At 64.8% G+C, this 19,268-nt stretch carries 19 protein-coding genes and 1 riboswitch; of the genes, 10 read left to right on the plus strand and 9 right to left on the minus strand.

The window, feature by feature from the left end; translation table 11 throughout:
- Window positions 1-97: 97 nt before the first annotated feature.
- Complete coding sequence (locus J2X62_RS07775) at window positions 98-784, plus strand: dienelactone hydrolase family protein (protein WP_310179523.1); 687 nt, start codon at window positions 98-100, stop codon at window positions 782-784.
- Window positions 771-1,679 (plus strand): amidohydrolase family protein, encoded by a 909-nt coding sequence (locus J2X62_RS07780; protein ID WP_202595050.1) that lies wholly within the window; start codon window positions 771-773, stop codon window positions 1,677-1,679. The genes J2X62_RS07775 and J2X62_RS07780 overlap by 14 nt, the downstream gene beginning before the upstream one ends.
- 16 nt (window positions 1,680-1,695) lie before the next feature.
- Here the strand turns inward: J2X62_RS07780 and J2X62_RS07785 are convergent, their stop codons facing one another.
- Both J2X62_RS07785 and J2X62_RS07790 read right to left on the minus strand, forming a co-directional pair.
- Entirely contained in the window at window positions 1,696-2,544 is an 849-nt protein-coding gene (locus J2X62_RS07785; RefSeq protein ID WP_027495191.1) for a patatin-like phospholipase family protein, read from the minus strand.
- A gap of 30 nt (window positions 2,545-2,574) precedes the next feature.
- Window positions 2,575-3,441 carry an alpha/beta hydrolase gene (locus J2X62_RS07790; protein WP_027495190.1) on the minus strand — a complete coding sequence of 289 codons (867 nt, stop codon included), beginning with the start codon at window positions 3,439-3,441 and terminating at the stop codon, window positions 2,575-2,577.
- Between the two features lie 167 nt (window positions 3,442-3,608).
- Between J2X62_RS07790 and J2X62_RS07795 the strand changes: the two genes are divergently transcribed.
- A complete protein-coding gene (locus J2X62_RS07795; protein WP_051364966.1) occupies window positions 3,609-4,790 on the plus strand; it encodes an alkane 1-monooxygenase in 1,182 nt (393 codons plus the stop codon).
- Between the two features lie 10 nt (window positions 4,791-4,800).
- On the opposite strand, the gene J2X62_RS07800 is transcribed toward J2X62_RS07795, so the two are convergent.
- A complete protein-coding gene (locus tag J2X62_RS07800) occupies window positions 4,801-6,003 on the minus strand; it encodes an ATP-binding protein (protein ID WP_032392530.1) in 1,203 nt (400 codons plus the stop codon).
- A 229-nt stretch (window positions 6,004-6,232) separates the two neighbouring features.
- On the opposite strand from J2X62_RS07800, the gene J2X62_RS07805 reads away from it, so the two are divergent.
- Entirely contained in the window at window positions 6,233-6,700 is a 468-nt protein-coding gene (locus tag J2X62_RS07805) for a 2-isopropylmalate synthase (protein ID WP_032392531.1), read from the plus strand.
- A gap of 135 nt (window positions 6,701-6,835) precedes the next feature.
- Here the strand turns inward: J2X62_RS07805 and J2X62_RS07810 are convergent, their stop codons facing one another.
- Window positions 6,836-7,351 carry a hypothetical protein gene (locus tag J2X62_RS07810; protein ID WP_310179527.1) on the minus strand — a complete coding sequence of 172 codons (516 nt, stop codon included), beginning with the start codon at window positions 7,349-7,351 and terminating at the stop codon, window positions 6,836-6,838.
- Between the two features lie 114 nt (window positions 7,352-7,465).
- On the opposite strand from J2X62_RS07810, the gene J2X62_RS07815 reads away from it, so the two are divergent.
- The 3 genes from J2X62_RS07815 to J2X62_RS07825 all read left to right on the plus strand — a co-directional run bounded on the left by J2X62_RS07815 (window position 7,466) and on the right by J2X62_RS07825 (window position 10,371).
- Window positions 7,466-8,365, plus strand: a complete 900-nt coding sequence (locus J2X62_RS07815) for a metal-dependent hydrolase (protein WP_310179529.1) — start codon at window positions 7,466-7,468, stop codon at window positions 8,363-8,365.
- Window positions 8,366-8,448: 83 nt separating this feature from the next.
- Entirely contained in the window at window positions 8,449-9,468 is a 1,020-nt protein-coding gene (locus J2X62_RS07820; RefSeq protein ID WP_310180356.1) for a PDR/VanB family oxidoreductase, read from the plus strand.
- 12 nt (window positions 9,469-9,480) lie between these two features.
- Window positions 9,481-10,371, plus strand: a complete 891-nt coding sequence (locus tag J2X62_RS07825) for an alpha/beta fold hydrolase (RefSeq protein WP_310179531.1) — start codon at window positions 9,481-9,483, stop codon at window positions 10,369-10,371.
- A 9-nt stretch (window positions 10,372-10,380) separates the two neighbouring features.
- Here the strand turns inward: J2X62_RS07825 and J2X62_RS07830 are convergent, their stop codons facing one another.
- From J2X62_RS07830 to J2X62_RS07850, 5 genes are all read right to left on the minus strand, one after another.
- Window positions 10,381-11,649: an LLM class flavin-dependent oxidoreductase gene (locus tag J2X62_RS07830; RefSeq protein WP_310179533.1), complete on the minus strand. Its 1,269-nt coding sequence runs from the start codon at window positions 11,647-11,649 to the stop codon at window positions 10,381-10,383.
- Window position 11,650: 1 nt separating this feature from the next.
- Window positions 11,651-12,412, minus strand: a complete 762-nt coding sequence (locus tag J2X62_RS07835; RefSeq protein WP_310179535.1) for a 3-oxoacyl-ACP reductase — start codon at window positions 12,410-12,412, stop codon at window positions 11,651-11,653.
- A 49-nt stretch (window positions 12,413-12,461) separates the two neighbouring features.
- Window positions 12,462-12,554, minus strand: a riboswitch (TPP riboswitch).
- 73 nt (window positions 12,555-12,627) lie between these two features.
- The gene (locus J2X62_RS07840; RefSeq protein ID WP_222075535.1) at window positions 12,628-13,923 is read right to left on the minus strand and encodes an alpha-amylase family glycosyl hydrolase; all 1,296 of its coding nucleotides are present in this window, start codon (window positions 13,921-13,923) and stop codon (window positions 12,628-12,630) included.
- Window positions 13,923-15,101: an alpha-hydroxy-acid oxidizing protein gene (locus tag J2X62_RS07845; RefSeq protein WP_222075536.1), complete on the minus strand. Its 1,179-nt coding sequence runs from the start codon at window positions 15,099-15,101 to the stop codon at window positions 13,923-13,925. Before J2X62_RS07845 ends, J2X62_RS07840 begins: the two co-directional genes overlap by 1 nt.
- Before the next feature lie 9 nt (window positions 15,102-15,110).
- Complete coding sequence (locus tag J2X62_RS07850; RefSeq protein ID WP_201010249.1) at window positions 15,111-15,824, minus strand: type 1 glutamine amidotransferase; 714 nt, start codon at window positions 15,822-15,824, stop codon at window positions 15,111-15,113.
- A gap of 48 nt (window positions 15,825-15,872) precedes the next feature.
- Here J2X62_RS07850 and J2X62_RS07855 point away from each other — a divergent pair, with 48 nt between their 5' ends.
- The 3 genes from J2X62_RS07855 (at window position 15,873) to J2X62_RS07865 (ending at window position 19,240) form a co-directional block, all read left to right on the plus strand.
- Window positions 15,873-17,822, plus strand: a complete 1,950-nt coding sequence (locus tag J2X62_RS07855; protein ID WP_310179539.1) for a DEAD/DEAH box helicase — start codon at window positions 15,873-15,875, stop codon at window positions 17,820-17,822.
- A gap of 93 nt (window positions 17,823-17,915) precedes the next feature.
- Window positions 17,916-18,071 carry a DUF6131 family protein gene (locus tag J2X62_RS07860; RefSeq protein ID WP_094611554.1) on the plus strand — a complete coding sequence of 52 codons (156 nt, stop codon included), beginning with the start codon at window positions 17,916-17,918 and terminating at the stop codon, window positions 18,069-18,071.
- A 422-nt stretch (window positions 18,072-18,493) separates the two neighbouring features.
- Complete coding sequence (locus tag J2X62_RS07865) at window positions 18,494-19,240, plus strand: GTP pyrophosphokinase family protein (protein ID WP_027495176.1); 747 nt, start codon at window positions 18,494-18,496, stop codon at window positions 19,238-19,240.
- The last annotated feature ends 28 nt before the right edge of the window (window positions 19,241-19,268 follow it).

The following is a 19,268-nucleotide window of genomic DNA, read 5'->3' on the forward strand; positions in this document are numbered from 1 at the left end:
TCTCGGTCGGGATCGTTCCCTGCCTGCCACGGTACAAAACTGCTGTACTCACCGCCGCTACCGGCATCCACTCCTGGTGATGTGCTCCAATCGAGGGGTGAACACCACTCCCCTCACCGTCGTCTCGCCCGACGGCACCGCCCGCGGCGGCGTCATCGTCATCCAAGAAGCCTTCGGGGTCACCGACCACATCGTCGACGTCTGCAATCGGGTCGCGGCCGCAGGCTGGGTAGCCGTGGCTCCGCATCTGTTCCACCGGCAGGAGGGGGTGAGCGTGCTCGACTACTCGGACATGGATTCCGCCATGGCGGCCATCGGGAAACTCGAGGCGGACGAGGTGGACTCCGACGTGGACGCGGCGGCGAGTGCGCTGGCCGAACTGGGGTTCGCGCCCTCGTCCATCGCGATCGTCGGCTTCTGCATGGGCGGGACCGTGGCCTTCCACACCGCGGTTCGACGGCAACTCGGTGCGGCCGCCACGTTCTACGGTGGCGGAATCACGAAGGGCCGCTTCGGTTATCCCGCGATGGCCTCGGTGGGCGACGCCCTCCAGACACCGTGGCACGGCTTCTTCGGAGATCTGGATGAGGGCATTCCGTTCCAGGACGTCGAGACACTGCGGGAGATCACCGCCACGGCACCCGTCGGCACCGAGATCACCCGATACCCCCACGGCAAGCACGGCTTTCACTGCGACGACCGCCCTGCCGTGTTCGATGCCGCAGCCGCAGGCGACGCGTGGACCAAGACCCTCGAGTGGTTCGACGCGCATGTCGCACGCTGAGCACCCTCGCTCCGACGCCGAACTGGCGGCGGAGACCGAACGCATCGTCGCGTTCTGGACCGAGCTGGCGCTGCCCGGCCTGTTCGACGTCCACACGCACTTCATGCCGAAGAACGTAATGGACAAAGTATGGAGCTACTTCGACAGCGCAGGCCCGCTGACGGGCAGCGTCTGGCCCATCTCGTACCGCTTCGCCGAAGACCGGCGGCTGCAGGTGATTCGAGGGTTCGGCGTGCGGCGATTCACGTCGATGATCTACCCGCACAAACCTGCGATGGCGGCCTGGCTGAACTCCTGGGGTGCCGACTTCGCGGCTCGCACCCCCGATTGCCTGCAGACTGCCACGTTCTATCCCGAGGACGGAGCCACGCAGTACGTCGAGCAGGCGGTGACGAACGGAACCCGAATCTTCAAGTCGCACATCCAGGTCGGGAACTACTCGCCCAACGACCCGCTGCTCGACGGCGTCTGGGGCACCATTTCGGATGCGCAGATTCCGGTGGTCATCCACTGCGGCTCCGGACCGGCACCCGGCTCGTATACCGGCCCCGAGCCGATCGCCGCTCTGCTGCAGCGGTTTCCGACGCTACCGCTGATCGTCGCGCACATGGGCATGCCCGAGTACATCGATTTTCTCGATCTGGCCGATCGATACGAGAACGTACGCCTGGACACCACCATGGCCTTCACGGATTTCTCCGAAGCCGCTGCGCCGTTTCCCCGGCACGAGATGCCGCGGCTGCTGGACCTGCAGGATCGCATTCTGTTCGGGAGCGACTTCCCGAACATCCCGTACCCCTACCTGGACGCGCTGCAGGCGGTGAGCCGTCTCGGACTCGGCGACGAGTGGGTTCGCGCCGTGTGCTGGAGCAACGGCGCGGCCCTGTTCGGCTGAGTCCCGTTCGCGGGTCTCAGCCCACCCAGAATTCCGCGATACGCTCGGCGATGGCGGTGCCCTGCGCCCGGCCCGCTGTTGCCGCCGCTGCGCGTACGGCGATGTCGGTGGGGTCGGGTCCGATCGCAGCCGACGAAGCCGCGTCGGGAACGATCACTTCCACCTTCGAGCCGCCCTTGACCAATTTTCCCCGTTCGACCTCGAAGGGGTCGCCTTCCAGGTCGAGTGCACCGACCTTGAGCACCAGCACCTTCTCGAAACCCACCGCCAGATCGGCGTTCTCGCTCGCACGGATACCGCCGTCGACGTAGCGGTGATCGCCGATCGTCACCGGCGGCCACATGCCCGGGATAGCGCAACTCGCGGCCACGGCGTCGATGAGCTCGACGCCCGATCCCCGGTCCAGTACTCGATGGCGTCCCGTCAGGGCGTCCACGGTGACGATCCGCAGATCGCGGTCGGGCCACGAGTGCGTCGTCAGTCGACGGGCGATGATGGCTCGTCGTTCCCGTTCGCTGATCGTTGCTGTCGCCAAAGCTTCGGCACCGATACGTCTGCGGGTGTCCAGCGCACTGCCGTCCGAGTTCTGGGCTGCTCGGGCCAACATGGTGACGAGCTCGTCGATGGTGGCCTCGGCGTGTGGCTCGTTGTCCTGCTTGGACTCGTCCGCCTGACGCTCGAAGAACTCCGATACCGGGGTGCCGCTCGAGATCTGAGCGGCCACCGAAGAACCGGCCGACGTTCCGAGCAACATCTCGGCGTCGCTGACATCGGCCCCGGCCTCGGCCAGTCCCAGAAGGACGCCTGTCTGCCACGCAATGCCCGCTACACCGCCGCCGCCCAATACGAGCGCTCGTCTGGCCATGGTCGTAACCCCGTTCTTCCGCTGGACCCGTCAGGAACTTACAGCCCCGCCGCCGACCCGCGGACGTAACCACGTGATCAGGTCGTCGAGCACGCGTTCCTGCTCCGGCTCGTTGAAGACTTCGTGGAACAGCCCGTCGTAGGTTTTCAAGGTCAGGTCCTCGGATCCCGCCAGCTCGGCGATCAGCTCGCTGCCCGAGACGTCGGCCAACCGGTCTGCGGTTCCGTGCTGCAGCAACACCGGAATGGTCAGCGACGGCAATCTGGCGGGATACGTACGACTCTCCTGCAACAACGCTGCAGCGAGCCCGGCCGTGACGCTGCCGTGATAGCCCAGCGGATCGGCGACATAGGCGTCGACGACGGCCTTGTCGCGGGAGACGTCGTTGGGGTCGAGTTTCAGCACCGGCAGCGACGGCAGGAACCTGCCGAGTACTGCACCCACCGCGACCAACGCTTTCGGCTGGCCCACGGACGGGTTGACCGCAGGCCCGGACAGCATCAGTGCGTCCAGATCACCCTGATGGTCGAGGGCGTAGGACAGTGCGATGGCACCGCCCATGCTGTGTCCGAGGAGGAAGGTGCGGCTGCCGGGGTGCTCCTCAGCCGCGATCGAGAACAGTGTGTGCAGGTCGTCGGTGAAGTCCGACCATTTCGCCAAGGAGACTCGCTTGCCGCCGGATCGCCCGTGCCCGCGGTGGTCGGGTGCGTAGACGACGAGGCCGAGCGAGCCGAGCCGCTCGATCACGTGTCGGTACCGTCCTGCGTGCTCGGCCAGGCCATGGGCCAGCACCAGAACGCCGGTAGGGGAATTATCGGCGGCGGCGTCCGGGGTCCAGACGTCGTAGACGATACGAGTTCCGTGTACCCCGGCGAACGACGACTCGACATGCTGCATTCGGTCACCGTACAAGGACCGCGACGCCTTCGACGGCCCATCGCTCGAACCCCACAGATTCGTCTAGGTAACTATCCTCAGAGGCGTGGCGATGTACTTGTGACAGACCACCACCGCACCCCCTCGTACCGCGTGGGCAGCCTCGAAGATCAGGAGTGAGTTCACGCATGCCCGACAAGGACGCCGCAGGGGCCTCGCCGACGTGGCGCGATCCCAAGCGTTATCTCTGGCCGCTCGGCCTGACGATTCCGCTGAGCCCGTTCCTGGCGTGGGGCTTGGTGTCACTCCTCGGACCCGGCGCATTCTGGGCACTCGGGCTGATGATCATGGGCATCGCGCTGCCCCTGGTCGACAAGTTCGCGGGCGTCGATCGCAGCAATCCACCCGACGAGGCTCTCGCAGCACTCGACAAAGACAAGTACTACCGGTGGTGCGTCTACCTCTTCCTGCCGCTGCAATACGCCGGCCTGGTGGCCGCGTGTTACCTGTGGGCCCACGGCCCACTCGGCACACCGGAGAGGATCGGCCTGGCCGTCACCGTGGGAGTCGTCGGCGGCGTCGGCATCAATGCCGCGCACGAACTGGGGCACAAGCGCGAGAACGTCGAGCGGTGGCTCTCCAAAGTCACTCTGGCGCAGACGCTGTACGGCCACTTCTACGTCGAGCACAACCACGGCCACCATCTGCGCGTCGCCACCCCCGAGGATCCGGCGTCGGCGAAATTCGGTGAATCGTTCTGGAAGTTTCTGCCACGCACGATGTTCCACGGTCTGCATTCGGCCTGGGATCTCGAAACCCGTCGACTCGCGCGGTCGGGCTCGTCACCGTGGACGCTGCGAAACAACCTTTTCAACGCGGCCGCGATGAGCATCGTTCTGTTCGGGGCACTGATCGCAGTGTTCGGTTGGATCGTGTTGCCGTACCTACTGATTCAGGCCGCCATCGCCATCGTCCTGTACGAGGCGGCCAACTACCTCGAGCACTACGGCCTGATGCGCACCAGGCGTCCGGACGGTCGCTACGCCAAGCCCTCGCACCGCGACAGCTGGAACAGCGATCACCTGTGGAGCAACCTGTTTCTATACCACCTGCAACGCCACAGCGACCATCACGCGAATCCGGTACGCCGCTACCAAGCACTACGAACCGTCGACGAGTCTCCGCAACTCCCGGCCGGATACGCGGTGATGATCTTCTGCGCGATGGTTCCGCCCTTGTGGCGCAAGGTGATGGATCAGCGCCTGATGGACTTCTACGACGGCAACCCGAGCCTCGTCAACGTCGACCGCACCGATCGCACCGCGGTCCGTCGCCTCGAGAAGCTGACCGGGGCGCGAGCGCAGTCGTAGCGTCGACGCCTCAGACCGCGGCGGGCTCGTCGGTTTGTGCTCTCAGGTAGCGCCCGAAATGCGGCACCGTGAACGCGATCGTGCCGCGCTCGGCCGAGTAGATCAGGCCCTTCTTGATCAAGCCGTCCCGGGCAGGCGACAGTGATGCCGGCTTGCGTTTGAGCTCGGTGGCGACGGCCGAAGTCGGCACCGAACCGTCGTCCACCGACAGTTCGGCCATCGCTCGCATGTATTCACGTTCGGCGGGTGTCGCGCGTTCGTAGCGCGAACCGAAGAATCCGACGGCCAGTTCCTCCTCCGCCGTCGGAGCGGCAACGCGCACGTCCTCGGCGGAAATCGGGCTGTCGGCGGCGAGATCCCAGGTCGCTTTGCCGTAGGCCTGCACGAAGTAGGGGTAGCCATCGGCGGCTGCGTACAGCGCGTCGAGTGCCTCGGGGGTGAATTCGACATCCTCGCGGTCGGCCGGCGCGATCAACGCGAGATCTGCTGCGGCTCGCTCGAGCCTGCCGATTCGGTGGTAGCTGAACAGGCGCTCGGAGTAACTCTTGGATGCCGACAACACAGCCGGTAGGTGCGGTAGTCCGGCCCCGACGATGATCAGCGGCGCGGTGTCCTGACTGAGTTCGTGGCAGGCCGCGCACAACGCGGAGATGTCTGCGGGACCGAGGTCCTGCATCTCGTCGATGAAGATGGCGATACCCACACCCACGTCCCCGGCCAGCGCGGAGGCGTCGAGCAGCAGTTCGACGAGGTCGATCTCGATGTCACCGGAGTCGGCGCGGCCGCTCTTCGCCGGGACGTCGATGCCCGGTTGCCACCGCTCGCGCATCCCCTTGTCCGCGGTGGCGCGCAGCGCGAAGGCCTTGAGGACGCCGAGAAACTCGTCGACGCGTTCGGGGTCTCGATGCGAGGCCGCAATGCCGCGTACCGCCATGTGCAGCGCCGACGACAGGGGCCGGCGCAGTTCCTGGTCGGGGCGAGCTTCGATCTTCCCGGTGCCCCAACCGCGCGCGATGGCCGCGGATCGGAGGTGGTTGAGCAGCACCGTCTTGCCGACGCCGCGCAGCCCGGTGAGAACGACACTGCGTTCCGGTCTGCCGCGGGTGATGCGTTCGAGCACGACGTCGAAGGCGTCGAGCTGCTTCTTTCGACCGGCGAGCTCGGGTGGGCGCTGGCCTGCGCCGGGAGCGTAAGGGTTACGCACGGGGTCCATGGGGCCAAAGTTACAACGAACCGTGCGATATATGCGGACATCTAGCTCGTGTCCTAGAGATCCGTATTCGTTCGATACTTGCGGGACGCCCGAGGCCGGGGCTACTGTCGGCTCCGTGAAGCGCATTCTCGTAGTACGCCGCCGTAGCGGGGTCTGATTCGGACCGACCCCTCGCTGCGGGTCGTCGTGCTCTCTCGGTCCTCCCTTCACATTCGCCAGGACCACCCTTATGAATTCACTCGCTTCGACTTTCGCCACAGATCCGTTCCATGCCCGCTTCGGCTGCGCCCTGCCGCGCACGATGCGCGACGAGATCACCGGGCAACACCTGTCGTGGACGGCCTTCGTCGACCGCTTCTCGCCCACCACCGGACCTCTCCGGCTGGGCTCCTGGTCCGGCACTGGGGCCACCGGGGGCAAGATGTCGTTCGACGCCACCTTCGGCATCGGTGACACCATCTTCGCTTGTGCTGCAACAACATACGGACCGATCGAGGCGTTGACGTCGATGCTCCACGACGCCGGGTTCCGCATCGAGATCCTCTCGTTCCACCAGCAGCGCATCGGCGACGAGACCGCCACCTTCGTCCTGGCCGAGCACGACGGTCGCCGCGAATGGTCGATGTCCATCGAGCTCGACGCAACCCTGTCGCCGATCCGGGCCATCATCGCCGGGGCCAATCTGCTGCATCGATAGCCACGTCCGACGCCGCGAACTCGAAGTTGGGGACGAGAATCCGTCGAAAAGTGTCCATAACTTCGAGTTCGTCGTCGGCGTCGGTAGTGCCTTCTACGACTCTCTAGCATCGGCGCAAGAGAGGCGAAGATCTCGCTAGGGCATCTCCACTGTCTGCGCGCGGTGAATCTCGGCGAGTGCGCGGCGCACATACGTCTCGGCGCGGCTTCGCCGAACGGCGAGCAGATCCGCCACCACCAGCAGGGCGTGCGCCGGCCGCGGCCGCGAACGTGATTGTTCGTCGACGTCCGTCACACCCAGCGCGCCGGTGAGCACTTTGACGAATCCGGCGATGTCCACGCTCGGGAGCCAGTCGGCTCCGCGGACTGTTCGGCCGAGTACTTCCTGGACGTTCTCCCCGGTCAAGCCATCGCTGTATACCTCTTCGAGCAAACTCCGTACCATCTCCGCATGCACGTTCCCGGCCTTGGCCGCGTCCGAGCGGTCCAACAGTTCGACGGCCTCGTCGAACGCGATCGGATCCTGCGCCACGACAGCAGCAAGGGCATCGACTGTGGCGTCCGCGATTCGACGCACATCGACGGGCCACTCGGTGGGCCAGGTGACGGGGACGGTGCTCGAAGGAACTGCCGCTGGGGAGGGGTCGGTCATCACAGGAGTCTCTCACTGTCCACCGACATGGTTCCTTTTACCTGTAACCGGTGTTTATACTAAGTCGCGCACTGTGGCAGCGGCCACATCGCGGACGTGGAGGAGGTCGACTCGATGAACGAGCGCAACGCCGTCGCATCGGACCCGGGCGAAGTGATGCTTCAGGCCAGGAACGTCAAGTTCGACTGGAGCGATCTGCCGATGCACTGGGTGCCCGGCGATCCGTACACCACGCACGTCCTCAACGTGCTGCATCTACTACTCCCGGCCGGCGAACACTGGTTCGTCGACACGTTCAAAGAGGCCCTGCCCTACATCGACGACGAGAAGCTGCGCGACGACGTCATCGGCTTCATCGGCCAGGAAGCCGTACACGCCGAGGCTCATACCGGCGTCCTCGTGCATCTGCAGAACAACGGACTCGACCCCACTCCGTTCACCGATCAGATGGAATGGGCCTTCGGCAAGGTCCTCGGATCGGATTCGGTGACGAGTCTGCGATCGAAGAACAACCTCGTCGAGCGGCTGGCCCTCATCGCGGCCATCGAGCACGTGACGGCGTTCCTCGGTGATTGGGTACTCAATGCCAACGGTCTCGACCGCGCCGGCATCCATCCGACGATGCTCGATCTGCTGCGGTGGCACGGTGCCGAGGAAGTGGAACACCGCTCGGTTGCGTACGACACCCTTCGTTACTTCGACAAGCGCGAGGTACGTCGCCTGCGCACGTTCGTCGTGGTCGTTCCGTTGATGGGGTACATCTGGATGCGCGGCATCATCTTCCTGATGAAGAACGACCCCGAGCTGCAGAGCGCGCCGAAGTCGGTCCGCAAGCCCCGATCGGCCCTGTGGCGCAAGTCTGTTCGCCGCGGCACGCTGCCGGCGCTGACGCACGTCGGCCGCAGTATGTCTCGCTACCTGAAGAAGTCGTATCACCCGAGCCAGGAAGGCTCGACGGCTCAGGCCGTGCGCTACCTGGCGTCGTCCCCGGCCGCGCAGGCTGCGGCGCGGTGAGGCTCTCGACGGGTCGCGTTCCGCGGCTGTTGCCCAAGGACGCGCCACCGGATCTGCGCGGACGCCCTCGCGCCGATCGCTCGATGCAGATGCTCGGAACGTTCCTCAACGGCTACATGCATGCGACTGCCGGCAAGGAGTACGACGACGCGGTAGCCGGCCACAATCCCGATTCCGCGCTGCGGTTGGTGGTCGTCGACCGCGAGATCATCGCCGAGGACGAGAACGTCGCCGCTCTGACTCTCGCCTCGCCGACGGGGGAGCAGCTGCCGATCTGGCATCCCGGCTGCCACCTCGATCTGCATCTGCCGTCGGGTCGCCGTCGGCAGTACTCGCTGTGCGGCGATCCGTCCGACCGTAGTTGCTACCGTATCGCCGTGCGCCGAATCCCCACCGGCGCAGGTGGATCCATCGAGATGCACGCACTCGAGCCCGGCACCGAGGTCACCGTACGTGGCCCACGGAACGGCTTTCCCTTCGTCGCCGAGGGCAGCGCGCTGTTCGTCGCCGGCGGCATCGGCATCACCCCCATCATCGCGATGGTCCGTGCCGCACGGATCCTCGGGATGGATTGGCAGTTCGTGTACTGCGGTCGCTCCCGGGACACGATGCCTTTTCTCGACGAGATCGAGAGCTGGGAATCGGACCGCGTGTTGATCCGTACCGACGACGTGCACGGGTACCCCACCGAGGGTGAATTGCTCGAGCGCGCACCCGCAGGCGGTGCCGTCTACTGCTGCGGTCCTACCCCCATGCTCGACGCCGTCCGCCGCGACTTCCGCCAATGTGCCGCCACCGCATTGCATTTCGAACGCTTCGGCCCGCCGCCGATCCTCGACGGCACACCGTTCGAGGTGCAGCTGATCAGCAGTGGAGCCGTGCTCGACGTCGCCGCCGACGCCTCCGTGCTCACGGCCGTCAAGCAGCAGAAGCCCAATATCGCGTACTCGTGCCAGCAGGGCTTCTGCGGCACCTGCAAGGTGCGTGTGCTGTCCGGGGAGCCCGAACACCTCGAATCGCGATTGACCCCGGAAGAGCAGCGCGACCACATGCTCATCTGCGTCTCGCGTGCTCGAAGCGCCCGTCTCGTACTCGATCTATAGAACGGAAAGACAGTGAGCAGCAACGCAGTTCGTACGACGGTCGTCAACGAAGGCATTCGGCTGGCGGTGTTCGAGAGCGGAAACCCCGAGGGCGAACCCATCGTCCTCGTTCACGGGTGGCCCGATACTCACGAACTGTGGGGCCACATCGTGCCGCAACTCGAAGACCGTTTTCGGGTGATCAGCTACGACTCGCGTGGAGCCGGCGAGAGCTCGGTCCCCGTCGAGCAGTCGGCGTACAAGTTGGCCCGGTTGGCGGCGGACTTCTATGCCGTTGCCGATGCGGTGAGCCCCGACGCTCCCGTTCACGTGCTCGCTCACGACTGGGGTGCCGTGGAGGTATGGGAGGCGGCAGCTCAACCGCAGGCGAAGGACCGAATTCGTTCCTACACATCGATTTCGGGACCTAACCTCGATCACCTCGGAAAGTGGTCGCAGTCGCGCCTGCGTCGTCCCACCCTCACCGGCATCAAGCAGGTTCTCGCGCAGACCCGAGCGTCCTGGTACACCGTCACCTTCCACATCCCCGGACTCTCGACGCTGCGCATCAAGCGACAGTTCGCCAAGGGCTGGCCGGCATTCCTCCAGGAGTTCTCGGGCGTCGATCCGAAGCTTGTCACCCAGAACCCCACGCTGTGGTCGGACGCAACCAACGGCACCAACCTGTACCGCGCCAACATCATTCCGCTGCTGACCAATCCGCGGGATCGATACATCGACATCCCGGTGCACCTCATCGTCAACACCGAGGACGTCGCGGTGCGGCCGTACCACTACGACGACACCGGCAAGTGGGTGAAGAACCTCACGCGCAACGACATTCCGGCAGGACACTGGTCGCCGATCTCACATGCGGACGACATTGCCCGATTGACAACGGAATTCATCGACTCGCTGGACTGAACCTTCAGGTCATCCGGTCAGATGCCCGCGCAGCGTTGACGACGTGTATTCGGATCGAAAGAGGCCGCGCTGCTGCAGGATCGGGACCACGTGTTCGACGAAGTCGGCGAGTGAGTCGGGGTAGCGCGGGCACATCAGGTTGAATCCATCGGCACCGCGGCCGATCCACGATTCCATCTCGTCGACGATGGAATCCGGTGTGCCGATCATCGTGGCGTGCCCGCCACCGGCCGCGAGGGTGCCCAGCAGCGCGCGCACCGTCGGGCGATCCTTCTCGATGATGCGCAGGATCGTCTCGTACCGGCCCTGCGGTCCCGTGAACTCGGCTGCAGGTGGTAGCGGCGGTACGGGTTCATCGAGTTCCCAGGCAGCACAATCCTGTCCGGTGAACGTCGAGAGCATCGCCAGGGATTGTTCCGTCGGCAGCAAGACGTCCAGTTCGGCCTTCTTCTGGCGAGCCTCCTCCATCGTCGATCCGATGTACGTCACCAGACCCGGCATGATGCCCACTGCCGCGCTGCCACGACCGGCTCGATCGATTCTCGTCTTCACGTCGTCGTAATAGCCCTGCGCGGCAACGAGATCGTAGGCGACGGCATAGATCGCCTCGGCGTACTTCGCCGCCAGGTCGCGGCCCGGACCCGACGCCCCGGCCTGGAACAGAACCGGCCGACCCTGCGGTGAACGCGGCACCGTCAACGGACCGTCGACCCGAAAATGTTTGCCGTCGTGATCGATGGCATGCACCTTGGCCGGGTCCGCGTAGTGTCCGCTTCGATCGAGCGTCAACGCGTCGGCGTCCCACGAATCCCACAGCGCCAGTGCAGTATCGACGAACTCTTCGGCGCGGGCATAGCGCTCCTCGCGAGCCGGGATGGCGTCCATTCCGTGATTACGCGCCTCGGCGTCGAACATGGACGTGACGACGTTCCAGCCGGCCCGTCCGCCGCTGATGTGGTCCAACGACGCCAGCATGCGCGCGGCATGGAACGGTGTGTAGAACGTCGACGACACAGTCGTGACCAGACCGATGTGGGTGGTCGCTCTGGCCATGGCCGACAGCGCCGTGATCGGTTCGAGAAACCAGGTTCCTGCGCCGGCCGGGTCGCGAACGGAATGCCCGTCGGCAAAGAACACCGCGTCGAACTTTCCCCGTTCGGCCAGCTGCGCAAGTTCCTCGTAGTACGCGATGTCGCCCAAGTCCTCCACTCGCGAATCGGGATGCCGCCACGCTGCACTGTGATGTCCGCAGCCGTACAGAAACGCGTTGAGGTGCATGTCAGTTCTTGACCAAACCGCCGTCGACAACGAGGTTTTGACCGGTCACCGACCGCGCCCACGGGGAGGCGAAGAACAGCAGAGCATCGGCGAACTCTTCCGGGGTGGTGACGCGTTGCAGCGGGGTCGAGGCCGCGATGAAGTCGAACACCTCGGCCGGGGTCGCGGCACTGGCGTCGGTGGTGCGCAGCAGTCCGCCCGAGACCATGTTGACGGTGATGTTGTCCGCGCCCAGGTCCACCGACAACGTGCGCGTCAGTGAGAGCAGGGCGGCCTTGGAGGCGGTGTAGTCGTGGTACGGCACCACCGGATTCTGGAACAAGTTGGTGCCCACGTTGATGATTCGACCGAAGCCCGCCTCACGCATTCCCGGCAAGGCCGCCTGCGTGGTGAGCAGTGCCGCGCGAACGCTGCCTCGCAGCTGAGCGTCGAACCGCTCCCAGGTGATGTTGTCGGCCTTCGGTCGAGCATCCCCGTCGAACGAGAAATCGGCCAGTGCGTTGTTGACGACGGTGGTGATCGGGGTGCCGAAATGCGCACGGGCCGAGTCGAACACCGAGGCCACCGCGCTCTCGTCGGTCACGTCGCCCTGAACAGCAAATGCACGGTCGCCGAGCCTGTCCGCCAACGCCTCTGCTGCCTCTTTGCTGGTGCGGTAGTCGATCACCACACGCGCGCCCTCACCGGCGAAAGCAGCGGCAATCGCTGCTCCCAGTCCGCGGCCGCCGCCGGTGATCAACACTGTCTGCTCGTCGAGTCTCATGCGCTACGCCTCTCGTTCGAGGTCGGGACCGTCACGAGGGACAGGAAATACCGAGACATCACGACATTCCCTTCGCTGGTCCTAACCAGATCAGGTTCGACGGGTGTGATCTCAGCCCTGACGGGCACCCCGTGTCGCGGTCGACTGTACCTGTAGGTCTCTCTACTGCTTTCTTGCGCTCGACGTAGACAGCCGAACACAACCGTATGCAGCGATCAGCCGATGACAGCCCAGCCGTGGGGAGGAACGCTTACCCGTCCGTCGTTCAGGTGCGCCTCACCGGCCAGTACTTCGCTGCCCCGGGCCGGGTAGTCGATGGCCTCGTCGCCGAGGTTGAGCGCCACCGTCATGGAATTGTCGTCCGCGTACACGCGGTAGAGCAGCGCGGTGTTGGTGAGCTCGAGTGTCTCGGTGCGTGCGGAGTACAACCACGGATTGCGACGCCGAACTGCGATCAGCTCCTGATGCACTCGGTAGACGGGCCAGCCGTACGGTGCGAGATCCTCGGAAGTGTCCGGGTATTCGGGACGCACCTCGTCATCACCGCCGACGCGATCTTCCTTGATACCGCGGAATGCCTGCTCGTCGCCGTAGTAGATCATCGGCATCCCGCCCACGGTGAACAGAACCACCAACGCGTGCAGCAGATGTCGCTCGTCCTCGATGACGCTGGCGATGCGATTGACGTCATGATTTCCGACGAACGTGGCGGGCACGAAGGCGTCGAGCCAACCGTTGTGACGCTCGAGGGCATGCGAGAGCTCGAAGAAATTCTTCTCGCTCAGCCCACTCCAGATCGCCTTCCACAGTTCGTACTGCGTCACCGAGTCCAACGTGGAGGCCGAGACGATCCGGTCGTAGTCACCGTGGATGACCTCGCCGAGAAAGTATGCGTCCGAATGCTTCTCGCGAACCTTCGGCAGTACCGCGGCCCAGAAGCGCGGCGGTACCGCGTAGGCCGCGTCGAGCCGCCAGGCGTCGACGCCACGTCCGAGCCAGTGCGAGAGCACGTCCACGACGTACTGCTGCACGTGCGGGCTCTCGTGGTTGAGTGCGACCAGTTCGTCGTGGCCCTCGAAGTTGCGATGCGTCGGCTCGTTCCCGGACCAGTCGAGGTGGAACCACTCCGCGGCCTCGGAATCCGGGCCCTCAGCCAGGGCCTCACGGAACTTCGGGAAGCTCTGCGCCACATGGTTGAAGACGCCGTCGAACATCACTTTCAGACCGCGGGAATGCGCCGCAGCGATCAGCGAATCGATATCCTCGTCGGTGCCGAGCCGACCGTCGACGTGGTAGTAGTCGACAGTGTCGTAGCCGTGCTTCTCCGACTCGAAGATCGGCCCCAGGGCGATGCCCGAGGCACCGAGCTCGAGTGCGTAGTCGAGCCACTTCTCGATTCTGCTGAGCCGGTGCAGATCCGATTGGGATTCACCGTCCCATCCGTGCACCGGAGCGCCGGTGAAGCCGAGCGGGTACAGGTGCCACCAGATCGCGTGCTTCGTCCACTCCATCAGGACGCCTCGATCGAGTCGCGACCGAGCTCGCCCGCGCCGGTATGGCCGGACAGGCTGGTCACCAAGTCGAATTCGGCAAGCAGGCAACGTAGTACGTGTGCAACACCCTCCTGCCCGCCGAGGGCGAGACCGTAGAGGAACGGGCGGCCGAGTAGAACCGCATCGGCCCCGAGCGCCAGCGCCTTGGCCATGTCGGCACCGGTGCGCACACCGGAATCGAACAGGATCGTCAGTTCGTCGCCGACAGCCTCGACGATGGACGGCAACGCGTCGAGAGACGGCCTGGCACCATCGATCTGACGTCCACCGTGGTTGGAGACCACGATGCCGTCGACTCCATGGGCGGCCGCCTCTCGGGCGTCGCCGACGGTGCAGATGCCCTTGAGCACGATGGGACCGTCCCAGTGCTCGCGCAGGAACGCGAGGTTCTTCCACGACAGGCCGGGATTGGGGAACATCTGCGCCCAATGCATCGCGGCCGCAACGGGATTCTCCTCGACGGACTGAGCGAGTCCGGCTTGGAACGCCGGATCGCTCAGATAGTTCTCGATTCCGAGGTTGGCCAAGAACGGAAGGTACCCGCGGTCGAGATCGGCAGGCCGCCAGCCCAGCAACGTGGTGTCGAGCGTCAGCACCAACGTGGTGAATCCGGTGTCCTTCGCACGCTGCAGGAAGCTCAGCAGTACCGATTCGTCCGTCGGCCAGTACAACTGATACCAGCGTGGCGCATCTCCGCCCGCCTCGGCGATCTGCTCGAAGGAATGCGATGCCTGCGTCGAATGTATGTACGGCACACCGAGTTCCGCAGCCGCGCGAACCGTCGCGAGTTCACCGTCGGGATGGGCGAGAGTCTGAATACCCACCGGCGCGATCAGCAGCGGTGCAGGCATGTCGGTGCCGAGCACGGTGCACGCATGATCACGCGAGGCCGAGCTGCGCAGCATCCGCGGCGTGATGGCCCACCTGTCGAAGGCGGCCCGGTTCGCCCGCGCCGTCGAGCCACTGCCCGCGCTGGCGACGATGTAGCCGAGCGCCTCAGGCGAGAGCTTCTCGGCAGCCTGGTCCTCCAGCCTTGCCAGGTTGGTGGTGATCGACGGTGTCTGCTGAGCGAACATTCCGGCGGCGTAGATGCCGAGCTGGTGATCGCTGAAGTTGCTGGGCCTGGCCTCGGTCATCGTTCGACCCTACCGGGGCACCGCCGAGGATCGGGCGAGAAATGCGTCCAGCAGGGCCGAGCACCGCTTGCGAGCTGCTGCTTCGGAGTCGGCAATGTCTTGCCTGATCTGGTGCACGTCCACCGCGTGTTCGACGCCGTCGCGCTCCCACGCGGCCGCCCATGCATCGTAGGTGTCGAGGTCGATCTCGGGGTGGAACTGCAACCCGAGGTGCGGGCCGCAGACGAAGGCCTGTTGCGCAGCCGCGTTGCGGGCGATGACCGTGGCCTCCGGCGGCGCGACGAACGTGTCGCCGTGGAATTCCATCCACGGGCCCGAGGCGACGAGCTCGGGATCGGAGGTCTCGACGTCGACGAATCCGTACTCGGGGTACTCGGACTTGCGGACGGATCCGCCGAGCACGCGAGCAAGCAACTGGCCGCCGAAGCACACACCCAGAACCGGGACATGCGCATCGATCGCCTGCTGCACGTACGCGATCTCCGGCGCGAGCCACGTCAGGGTGTCGTCGTACGCAGCGTCGGGTGAGCCCATGACCACGACCACCTGCGCGTCGGACAGCGTCGGTGGTGCGACATCGGGACTGTGGTCGAAGGAATGCACGTCCAACAGGAAACCCCTGGTGCGCAATTCGGCGGCGAGGGTGCCGATATCGCGACGCGCCAGGGACGGGTCCCGGTCGTGGACGAGAACTACGGCGCGCGGGTCGTTCGGGTATGTCACAGGGCTCCTTTACGGTGTTCGTGCACACCGTACGACAGACTGGATCCGATGCCACCTCGTAAACGCACTGCCCGATCCACCACTGCCCGCACCGTCAAGGCCGGGCAGAGCAGCGCTGCGCGAAAGTTCGCGGCTGCGAAGAACGGTGAGCCTGCAGCGAAGAAAGCTGCCCCGAAGAAGGCCGCACCTCGCAAGAGAGCAGCCCCGCGCAAGACCTCGCCCCGCAAGTCCGCCGCCCCCGATCTTCGGGTGCCCGATCCCGGCGAGCGCGTCTGGGTGTTGGACGTGCCGTTCGAGGATCGGTCCGCGGCGGGCGCAGCGGGAGCGCGCTGGTACCCCGGACCGCGCGTGTTCGCGTATTACGGAACCGAACTGCCCGAGTACCTGCAGCCGTACGAATCGATGCCGTACAGCCTGCAGCGGTGGCTCGAGGACGACGCGAACGACAGTTGGCGCGACGAAGAGGTGCGCGAACGGGCGATGCAGCCTCGCGACACCCAACTCGAATCGGTCCGACGCCATTTGGCCGCGCTCGACGCCGGCTTCCCGTACTTCGCGCAGATGGATTCGACGGGTCTGGGAAAGACGTTGGCCGTGTGCGAGGCCGTGCGGCAGATGTCGGCCGCCGAGATCGGCACGGTTCTGGTGGTGGCACCCAAGGGTGCGCTGCCGGGGTGGCGTCGCACCATTGCAGACAGCGAGGCCGGCATCGAACCGTCCGACCGCAAGCGTTGGTTGCTGATCACCTATCAGTCCACCAAGAAGCTGCTGTCGGTTCCGCCCGAGACCGATCTGGGCAAACGTAAACGGACGCAGAACAAGCGGACCATCTCGCTGGGCGAGCTGCGGTTCGACATCGACGTGGTGATCGCCGACGAGTCGCATGCGTTGATGAACATCGAATCGCAGCAGTCGCAAATTCTGTGGCGGTATCAAGAGGCGGCCCGATCCGTCGTGTGGATGTCTGCCACTCCCGGCTATCAGCCGCTGCATTTCGCGTACATGGCCCGCGCCGTCGAACGCAGCCGCGGCGTCGAGATCCTCGGCGACGACGAGTATCTCGGGTATGCCGTGACCATGAAGTGGGCGGAGTTCCTCATCGAGTCCGGGTTCGCTGTCAAGGCAGGGAAGGCGACGACGGGGTTGACCACGTGGCGGTGGGAGCCCGAGGACGCGACGAAGCGAGCCCGCGACATCGCGTCTGTGCACGGCTGGCTCTCGGGAGGTGCTGTGCCGTGGTCTATTTCGCGGCCGTCGCCGCCGACTCCGCGGGAGCCCCTCGGTCAGGAACTCACGGCCGCGCAGAAGCGGCTGTACAACTCGGCGTGGGTGGACTACCGCAAGGAAGTCGGCCTGCCGATCTGGAAGGCCGTCGGCGGAAAGCGAGTGCTGCAGAAGAATCCGAGTACTCGTGCGGCGACGCTGCGATTTCGTCAGAAGTGCTCGTACCTGCGCATTCCCGCGTCTGCGGATCAAGTCCGGACGTGGGTCAAGGCAGGCAATCAGGTGTTCGTCTCGATGTTCTACCGCGAGTCGGTCGCTGCTCTGGCCCAGACACTTCGAGACGAGGGGCTCGAGGTCGCCGTGGTCGACGGGAGCATGAGCAGTCCCGAGCAGGAGGCGTCGATCCGCCGTTTTCAGACCGGCGACGCGTCGGTCATCGTCTCGACCACCACGAGCGCGATCAACCTGCACACCAACGAGTTACTGCTCCCGGAGGGGACGGTCTCCACACTCGCACCGCGCGTGACGCTGATTCACGATCCCCGGTGGACACCCATCGACATCAGGCAGATCGAGGGCCGCGCCAACCGCATCGACAAGGACCACAACCACACCACGTCGACCTGCTACTACGGCTACGCCGAGGGCACCGTCGAGGAGGAGATGGTGCTCACCGGGATCGAGCGCATCGCGGATCTGGGATCGATCGTGGGGCAGGCGGATCTGATCGATCCGGAGGCTTTCCTCGCGGCGAAAGTGGATGCCGGAAAATAGCGACAATTGTGAGCAATCGTCCACGCGCCCGAGTAGGTTCGGTCCCATCGACAATTCGTCGATAGTGGGCTCACTTTGGCACCAGGAGTAGTCATGATCGTTCTCGGAATCATCCTCGCCCTCATCGGCTATTTCGCCGGCATTTCAATTTTGACGACTATCGGCATCATTCTGGTGGTCGTCGGCGCGGTTCTGACGTTGCTCGGTTCGATGGGGCGCGCAGTCGGTGGCCGCAAGACGTGGTTTTGACATCCACGTTAGAACATACGTTCGATTTCTGTTAGTCTGAGCGGGCCCCCGGAGTTGGCGATGCGGCCAGCGGAGCCACTTCGGGCGGTCCATATCGGGCGGTAGACAGTGTCGAAGGCGGTTGCGCGCGATGGCATCCGACGAGCGCGACACCGACCCGGTTGCCGGGTCGCTCTACCGCGTCGGCGATCGGTGGGCAGAACGAGCACCTACTCACTGCACCAACGGCCATCCGCTTGTCGCCGGTTCGGTACTGGTGGGTTCGCGTGCTTGCTCGTGTGAGCGGGGGCATCACCGTACCCATCAGTGCCAGAGGTGCAATCTCGTGCGGTTCACCCCAGAACTCGGTGCCACGTGCAGCGACGCCAGCTTCGATTCTCGCGCGGCGCGGTCACGTCCGGCGATCGTGGACAATCGGGGGCATGAGCAACAGTGAAGCCGTCGTCGACCTGGTGCAGCTGAGGCACGATTTCACCCGCTTCATGATGAGTTACAAGTTCGGAATCGACGAACTGATCACCAAGATCAACATCCTGAAGCAGGAATTCACTCACATCCACCGCTACAGCCCCATCGAGCATGTCTCGTCGCGACTCAAGACGCCCGAGAGCATCGTCGACAAGGCTCAGCGCAAGAAGTGCGCACTGACGCTCGACGCCATTCGCGAGAACATCTTCGACGTCGCAGGTGTCCGCATCACGTGCAGCTTCATCTCCGACACCTACCGCATCGCGGACATGCTCAGTAGTCAGACCGACGTTCGAGTCGTCGAGGTCAAGGATTACATCGCGAACCCGAAAGCCAACGGCTACAAGAGTTTGCACCTCATCGTCGAAATTCCGGTGTTCATGTCCGATCGCGTCCAACCGGTCTTGGTCGAACTCCAGATCCGCACGATTGCCATGGATTTCTGGGCGAGCCTCGAGCACAAGATCTTCTACAAGTACCGCGGCCAGATTCCGCCCACCCTGTTGGCGGAACTGACCGAGGCCGCCGAGACGGCCAACACGCTGGACGAGAAGATGGAAAGCCTGCACGACGAGGTGGAGGAACTGAACGGCGATTCCGACAACTCCATCACTCTCGGCGCGATGCCTCCGATGGCATTGCCTCCCGAGCTGCTGCACATGTTGCTCACCGCGCAGGCCGAAGCAATCGACCCGGACTGACGATGCCTTCGAAGAACGTCAACCCCGC

It is taken from the genome of Rhodococcus sp. 3258 (assembly GCF_031456475.1).
Lineage (GTDB): Bacteria > Actinomycetota > Actinomycetes > Mycobacteriales > Mycobacteriaceae > Rhodococcoides > Rhodococcoides fascians.